Source organism: Tabrizicola aquatica (assembly GCF_002900975.1).
Taxonomy (GTDB): domain Bacteria; phylum Pseudomonadota; class Alphaproteobacteria; order Rhodobacterales; family Rhodobacteraceae; genus Tabrizicola; species Tabrizicola aquatica.
The window spans coordinates 686,796-692,795 of the sequence record NZ_PJON01000002.1 but is presented as its reverse complement, the minus strand read 5'-3'; the positions used below and the strand labels follow the sequence as shown (position 1 = coordinate 692,795).

Genomic DNA, 6,000 nt, shown 5'->3' with positions numbered 1-6,000 from the left:
TTGCCTCCAGATTGTCGTCGCGGCGTTTCACCACCGCTTCCGTTCCTTCCAGGCTTCGTTTCCGCCGCCGTTCCGTTTCGGTGAGGCGGTATTTACGGAGAGAGGTCGGAACCCGCAAGAGGGAAAAATACGATTCCGGCAAAAAAGTTGTGCAGAGAAGAAACTGCCGCAAAATCTTGGGGTTGGCGAAAGAATAGCCACAAGAAGAGTGGTCCGGCTGAAACTTTGTGACTCTCAGGACACCTGGCTGGCGCGCGCCTTGCGGCGGGGCAGCAGGCGCAGGGCCAGAAGCGCCAAACCCAGCACCGAATAGGCCAGAACTTCGGCCGTCCAGACCTTCGATAGCAGCACGAGATGCGCCAAACCGGCCAGAATCGCGACATAGGCCAGCCGGTGCAGACGGCCCCAGGCCACCGGCCCCAGCCGCCGGATCGCGGCATTTGTCGATGTGGCCGCCAAGGGAATCATCGCGACGAACCCCAGCATCCCTAGAATCACGTAGGGCCGCTTCACCAGATCCGCAGCCATCTCGGTCCAGCGCAGGCCCATGTCCAGCCAGACCCAGGCCACCAGATGCAGCGCTATATAGAAGAAGGCCAGCAGGCCAAGCGCGCGGCGAAAGCGGATCAGGTTAAGTCCCACCCGCCGTAGCGGCGTGATGGCCAGCGAGCCTAGAAGGAACTGCAGACCCAGCTCGCCAAGGCGATGCTCGATCGCCTTTACCGGTTCGACCCCAAGGCCGCCGGTCAGCGCACCCCAGACCAGGAAGGCCAGGGGCACCGCGCCCAGGACATAGACAACCCAGGTCGGCAGTCGGCGGGCCAGACCGTTCAGCCGGTCCATCAGTAGTCGACCGCCAGATCCTGCCCATTATAAAGGGCCGCCACTTCGGACCCATAACCGTTGAACATCAGCGTATTCTCGCGGCCCGCGAAAATGCCCGAGCCGACGCGCCGCTCGCTGGCCTGACTCCAGCGCGGATGATCGACCTGCGGATTCACGTTGGCATAGAAGCCGTACTCCTGCGGCTGCAGCATGTTCCAGGTCGTGGCCGGCATCGTGTCGGTCAGGGTGATCCGCACGATCGACTTGATCGACTTGAAGCCATACTTCCATGGCACCACCAGCCGGATCGGCGCGCCGTTCTGTTTCGGCATCTCCTCGCCATAAAGGCCGGTGGCAAGGATGGTCAGAGGATGCATCGCCTCGTCCAGACGCAGACCCTCGCGGTAGGGCCATTCGATGAAGGGGCTGGATTGGCCCGGCATCTCTTCGGGGCGGACGAGGGTTTCGAAGGCGACGAATTTTGCCGAAGGCTGCACGCCAACCCGGTTCAGCAGGCCGGCAAGCTCGAACCCGATCCAGGGGATCACCATCGACCAGGCCTCGACGCAGCGGAAACGGTAGATCCGCTCCTCAAGCGGCCGGTCCTTGACCACATCGGCCAGGTCATAGGTGCCCGGACGTTCGACCAGACCGTCAATGACGATGGACCACGGGTCGGTGGTCAGGCCGCCAGCATAGCGCGCCGGATCTTCCTTGCCGGTGCCGAACTCATAAAAGTTGTTGTAGCTGGTGATCTCTTCCAAGGTGTTCGGCGCAAGATCGGTCGAAAACCTGCTGGGCGCGGCCTCGATCCGCGCCATCGCCGGCGTGGCCAGCACGGCCGCTCCGCCCGCAATAAGCTGCCGGCGGTTCAGCCACAGCGGTTTCGGGGTAACGTCCGACCAGCCAAGCTTGCGCATTCTGTTCTCCATGCTTTTTCCAAACATGCGCCTTTCACGATGAAAGGCAAAACAATCCACCTCACGACTGCGGGACGGGGTTGAAACAGGCCATGGACCCATCACCTGAATTCACATCCATTTGACTTGATCCGAAAACAGGCCCCGGCTTAGCGCGCAAAGGCCGACGGACAAGTGTAACTTACGGGTTTCTTTCAGTGATCCGATGCCGCGGCTGCACCATATACCTCTCGCCAATGACGGCACACCGATCATAACGGGAGTGACACCACATGATCCGCAGAACCTTTCTTGCTCTGACCGCCGCCACCGCCTTCGCAATGCCCGCCTTCGCTGACGGCCACTCGAAGGATATCGTCGACACCGCCGTTGCGGCCGGTTCGTTCACCACCCTCGCCGCTGCCCTGGAAGCTGCCGGCCTGGTCGAGACGCTGAAGGGTGAAGGCCCGTTCACCGTTTTCGCACCGACCGACGCCGCCTTCGCCGCTCTGCCGGCTGGCACCGTTGAAGAGCTGCTGAAGCCCGAGAACAAGGACCAGCTCGTCGCTGTCCTGACCTACCACGTCGTTCCGGGCAAGGTCATGTCGACCGACCTGACCGAAGGCATGACCGCCGCGACCGTCCAGGGCGCGAACGTCACCATCACCCTGGAAGGCGGCCCGAAAGTGAACGGCGCCGTGATCTCGGGCCCGGACGTCGAAGCCTCGAACGGCGTGATCCACGTCATCGACGCAGTCATCCTGCCGCCGGAAGGCTGATGCCGCAGGGCGGGGGGCACGTCCCCCCGCCCGATCCCCCGCGGGAACCCGGACACCCGCGGAGCGTTATGTCTCCGTACTGCCCCAACGGCATCAGTAATGGAGACAACCATGTTCCGAATGAAAACCCTTGCCGCCACCGCGCTTGCCGGTGTGCTGGCCACTGCCGCCTTTGCCGAAGTCGATCAGATCAAGACCATCGACGTGACCGCCGATCTGACGTCGATCCAGAACGAACAGGCAGCAAGTTTCTGGGCGAACCTGGAAGCCGACCTCGAGAACGCCATCGCTTCGCGTGTGACCGACCGCACCTCGAATGACGGTGCCGAGATCATCATCGACATCCGCGAGGTCGAGCTTGCCAACGCCTTCGAGCGCGAGCTGAATCTGGGCGATGCCGTTCTGGTGGGCCAGGTGAACATCAAGGATGACACCGACAACTCCAACTATGACGCCTACGAACTGACCGTCTCGCTTGAGACCGCGCAGATCGTCGTGCCCGAGGGCACCGTGGTCGTCCTGTCGAACGATACCACGGGCGCCTACAACCGCCTGGTGGAGGCGTTTGCCGAAGGCGTCGTGACCCGGCTGAAGTAACGCGAGGTTAAGCTTGCGGGCGGCCGCATTCCACCTTGGATTGCGGCCGCATCCAGTTGACGGCACGCTCTGGATAGGGAACGTTGTATCCTGGCACCGCCACAGGGGCTTTTCAGATGCGTATCGCGTTCGACAACCGCCCTAGCCAGTTCGGTGGGCGATGATGCCACGGCGGATCGCGCCGCTTTCTGTCGTCGTCTTTCTTGCCGCCTCGATCTTCGGGGCCGGACTTGTCTGGGCTGTGTGGGTGGTCGAAACCCAGCGCACGCGTTCAGATTTTGAAACGACCGCCGACATTGCCGTCGACCGGGTCATCAACCGTCTGGAAAAGCATGTCGTCCTTCTGCAGGCCACCCGCGGCTTTCTGGCCGCCGAACGCGGTCAACTGGACCGCCTGGCCTTCGACCGGTTCCTTGCCACCGTGGACATCATCAACGAACTGGGCGGGGTGCAGGGTATCGGCTTTGCCCGGATGATCCCGGTCTCGGCCAGCAACGCTGTCGCTGTCGAGATCGAAAACCGCTACGGCATCAGGGCCGAAATCCGCCCCGAGACCAACGAGATCTGGCGCGCACCGATCGTGATGATCGGGCCGGTCACCGACCGCAACCTGGCCGCGCTTGGCTTTGACATGTATTATGAAACGACCCGCCGCGCGGCGATGGACCGGGCGGTCGCCAGCGGCCTGCCGCAGATGAGCGGCCCGGTCGAGTTGGTGCAAGAGATCACCTTGGACAAGCAGACCGGCTTCCTGATCTACCTCGCCTTCGGCAAAGGGGACGAGTTACCGGTCACCGGCTTTGTCTACGCGCCGTTCCGCGGCGGCGATCTGGTGCAAGCGGCCTTGGCCTCCGGCCCGCCCCTGCCATTCTCGGTGACCGTCGTAGACACCGGCGCACCGGACCAGCCGATCTTTTCCAGCCGGGACGCCGTCGACCCCGGCGGCCTGACCCTGCAACGCACGGTGGAAATCGTGGGCCGACAGTGGCGCTTTACCGTGCAGGAACTGTCCCCCCCTGCGCCCTATCGCCGACACCTGGGCAGCCTGTTGGTCGGGCTCATATCGCTTCTGTTCGCCGGGGCTGCGGCGGCTGCCGTCAACGCCCGCCTGCACGAGGCCGAACAGGCCCGCGCCCTTGCCGACGCGGCGGCGCGCGAGGCGGATTATCGCGGCCTTCTGCTTAGCGAAATGAAGCACCGCATCAAGAATCACATCGCCCGCATCCAGTCGATCGCCCGCCAAAGCGCGCGCGGTGTCAGCGATGTGAAAAGCTTTACCGAAACTTTCGACAAGCGCCTGCAAGCCATGGCCGCCGTGCAAGAGATCCTGGCAGGTACCGCCCTGCCGCAGGCCGACGTCCGGGCAATCCTGCGGACCGAACTGCGCCAGTGCCTCGACACGGACGAAGTGGAGCATCTTCTGGACGGCCCCGCCATCCGGCTGGAAGAACGCCAGGCCCACGCCTTCGCCATGGTCGCGCATGAGCTGGTGACGAATGCGATGAAATACGGCGGCCTGTCGTCCAACGGGCAAGGGCTGCACATCTCGTGGTCGGAAACCCGCGATGCAGGCGGTGTCCAGCAGCTTGTCGTCGACTGGAACGAAACCTTCCCCCGCGAGGAAGAGGCTCAGGCCCCGACCGCCGGCTTCGGCTCGCGGCTGATCGAGGCCAGCCTGAAGGGAGAGCTGTCGGGCACCTTGACCCGCAACTACCACACCGGGGGTCTGCGGATCCGGCTGGCATTTCCATTGGCGACGGCGCCGCGGGTGCAGCTGGCCGCCCAATAGCAAAGGGCCCGCGCCTGACGGCGCGGGCCCCAAACCCTGGCCGGATGGCCCAGGTTACATGTCGTGCTCGGGCAGGGCCTCAAGCTCTTCCTTGGTCATGTCGACCCAGATCGCCACATCCCCGGCACCGCCCTGGGCCACGGTCAGCCGATCCATCGGGATCGCAACCGTCTTGGCCCCGATCCCCAGGAAGCCGCCCACGTCCAGGATCACATCGGTGACCTGACCTTCGCCGGTCAGCACCAGATCCGAGATTTCGGCGATCGAGTTGTCGCTCGTGTCACGCACGTTCGCCCCGGTCAGCATCTCGGCCGTCAGGGTCTCGCGTTCCACCGCGACATAGCCTTCCGGCAGCGCGACCGAGCCCTGGGTGCCGGCATCGGCGGTCGCGTTGGCGTCGGCAGTCGCAGCATCCGTCGCCGCGGCATCGGCCTGCGCCTCTTCTGCGGCCTGGTCGGTCGCCATGTCATCGGTCGCCGCCGCATCGCCGGTCGTCGCGGTGCCGTCCGTGGCGGCATCCGCCTGGGCGTCCGCTTGCACGTCCGTCTGGGCGTTGGCGTCGGCGTTCGGCATCACCCATTCCGGGGCGGTGTCCAGCGCGGCGCGGTCGGCTTGCATCACCAGGAACCAGTCGTCCGCATCGGTTGCGTCATCCTGGACAAAGCGCAGCGCGGCCATGTCGACGGCGACTTGGCGTTCACCCATTCCCAGGAAGCCACCGATATCAACCAGCACCGCATCCACGGTACCGTCGCGGCCGATGATCACATCGTTCACTTCGCCGATGTCGTTCCAGCCTTCCTGGACGCCCGCATAGGCGTCCGCATCAACGGCGGCTTCGCTGGCATAGATCCGCGCGCCGATCAGTTCAGAGGCGGCAACCGAAGGGCCGGCGGCCTCGGTCTGGAACAGGGTGTTCGCGTCCTGGGCCAGGACGGGAGCGGCAAGACCCGCCACCATGGCGGTCGTAAGAAGCAGAGTTTTCACGGGAATCTCCTGTGTCTCTCAAGGGTGGTGCGGCGCCTCGCGCCGCTTGCACAGGTCAACGTTGCGATAGGGGGCGGGTTCCGGCCGGTTTCCCCTGCGGCACGGGACCTGCGCAGGTTTTCGC

At 64.3% G+C, this 6,000-nt stretch carries 6 protein-coding genes; 3 read left to right on the top strand and 3 right to left on the bottom strand.

The features are described 5' to 3' along the window. Positions 1-234 precede the first annotated feature (234 nt). Positions 235-843 carry a protein-methionine-sulfoxide reductase heme-binding subunit MsrQ gene (msrQ, locus tag CXR42_RS11775; protein WP_103257709.1) on the bottom strand — a complete coding sequence of 203 codons (609 nt, stop codon included), beginning with the start codon at positions 841-843 and terminating at the stop codon, positions 235-237. Further along, positions 843-1,745, bottom strand: a complete 903-nt coding sequence (gene msrP, locus CXR42_RS11770; RefSeq protein ID WP_103257775.1) for a protein-methionine-sulfoxide reductase catalytic subunit MsrP — start codon at positions 1,743-1,745, stop codon at positions 843-845. The genes msrQ and msrP overlap by 1 nt, the downstream gene beginning before the upstream one ends. Before the next feature lie 272 nt (positions 1,746-2,017). Here msrP and CXR42_RS11765 point away from each other — a divergent pair, with 272 nt between their 5' ends. From CXR42_RS11765 to CXR42_RS11755, 3 genes are all read left to right on the top strand, one after another. Further along, complete coding sequence (locus CXR42_RS11765) at positions 2,018-2,503, top strand: fasciclin domain-containing protein (RefSeq protein WP_103257708.1); 486 nt, start codon at positions 2,018-2,020, stop codon at positions 2,501-2,503. Between the two features lie 111 nt (positions 2,504-2,614). Continuing rightward, positions 2,615-3,100 (top strand): hypothetical protein, encoded by a 486-nt coding sequence (locus CXR42_RS11760; RefSeq protein ID WP_146038057.1) that lies wholly within the window; start codon positions 2,615-2,617, stop codon positions 3,098-3,100. 163 nt (positions 3,101-3,263) lie between these two features. Then, positions 3,264-4,889, top strand: a complete 1,626-nt coding sequence (locus CXR42_RS11755) for a CHASE domain-containing protein (RefSeq protein WP_180996043.1) — start codon at positions 3,264-3,266, stop codon at positions 4,887-4,889. 54 nt (positions 4,890-4,943) lie between these two features. Here CXR42_RS11755 and CXR42_RS11750 read toward each other — a convergent pair whose 3' ends face one another. Continuing rightward, positions 4,944-5,876 carry a PRC-barrel domain-containing protein gene (locus CXR42_RS11750; protein WP_146038056.1) on the bottom strand — a complete coding sequence of 311 codons (933 nt, stop codon included), beginning with the start codon at positions 5,874-5,876 and terminating at the stop codon, positions 4,944-4,946. Positions 5,877-6,000: the final 124 nt, after the last annotated feature.

Coding starts and splice junctions, on each gene's coding strand:
- msrQ (WP_103257709.1), bottom strand. CDS start 843: ATGGACCGGCTGAACGGTCTGGCCCGCCGACTGCCGACCTGGGTTGTC.
- msrP (WP_103257775.1), bottom strand. CDS start 1,745: ATGCGCAAGCTTGGCTGGTCGGACGTTACCCCGAAACCGCTGTGGCTG.
- CXR42_RS11765 (WP_103257708.1), top strand. CDS start 2,018: ATGATCCGCAGAACCTTTCTTGCTCTGACCGCCGCCACCGCCTTCGCA.
- CXR42_RS11760 (WP_146038057.1), top strand. CDS start 2,615: ATGTTCCGAATGAAAACCCTTGCCGCCACCGCGCTTGCCGGTGTGCTG.
- CXR42_RS11755 (WP_180996043.1), top strand. CDS start 3,264: ATGCCACGGCGGATCGCGCCGCTTTCTGTCGTCGTCTTTCTTGCCGCC.